Source organism: Mycobacterium sp. 1245852.3, from assembly GCF_001669335.1.
GTDB classification, from domain to species: domain Bacteria; phylum Actinomycetota; class Actinomycetes; order Mycobacteriales; family Mycobacteriaceae; genus Mycobacterium; species Mycobacterium europaeum_A.
On the sequence record NZ_LZLL01000342.1, the window covers coordinates 1 to 681 of the forward strand.

Consider the following 681-nt stretch of genomic DNA (forward strand, 5'->3'; position numbering starts at 1 on the left):
ACCGCCTCCGGGTCGATGCGCGCCGAGTATCCCGAGATCACCCCCCGCGCCTCGAGCCTGCGCACCCGCGACTGCACCGCCGAGACCGACAACCGGGCGCTGGCGGCCAGCTCCGCCAGCGTCGCGCGGCCGTCGGCGACCAACTCGCGCACCAGAATCCGGTCGACCTCGTCGAGCGTCTCACTCATGGCCGGAGACTATCGCAGGACCGCGCCGCCGTGACCCGCCCGAAATGGCTGGCAGCCTGGCAGCTCCGGGAGCGGTTCGCCGCGGGCCTGTCGGCGATGTACGCCGCCGAGGTGCCGGCATACGGCACCCTGGTCGAGGTCAGCGAGCAGGTCAACGCCGATTACGCGGCGGGCCATGCCGATGCCGAACGCTTCGGCTCGCTGCGGCGGGTCACCGCCGAGCGGCACGGCGCCATCCGGGTGGGCGGTCCGGCCGAACTGGTCGCCGTCGCCGACCTTTTCGCCGCGTTCGGCATGCTGCCGGTCGGCTACTACGACCTGCGGCGCGCCGCGTCCCCGGTCCCGGTGGTGTCGACCGCCTTCCGGCCGGTCGACCCAGAAGAGCTGTCCCGCAACCCCTTCCGCGTGTTCACCTCGATGCTGGCCACCCGCGACGCGCGCTACTTCGACGGCGACCTGCGCCGCCGCGTCGACGCCTTCGTGGCCCGGCGCC

1 protein-coding gene and 1 pseudogene are annotated in these 681 nt (G+C 73.6%); one reads left to right on the plus strand and one right to left on the minus strand.

What is annotated here, in order from left to right; genetic code table 11:
- Nucleotides 1-188, minus strand: a 188-nt coding sequence (locus A9W96_RS15355; RefSeq protein ID WP_156765260.1) for an AsnC family transcriptional regulator, incomplete at its 3' end; no start/stop codon positions are given.
- Nucleotides 189-284: 96 nt separating this feature from the next.
- Here A9W96_RS15355 and A9W96_RS15360 point away from each other — a divergent pair.
- Nucleotides 285-681, plus strand: a pseudogene (locus tag A9W96_RS15360) (DUF1338 domain-containing protein); the annotation flags it as partial.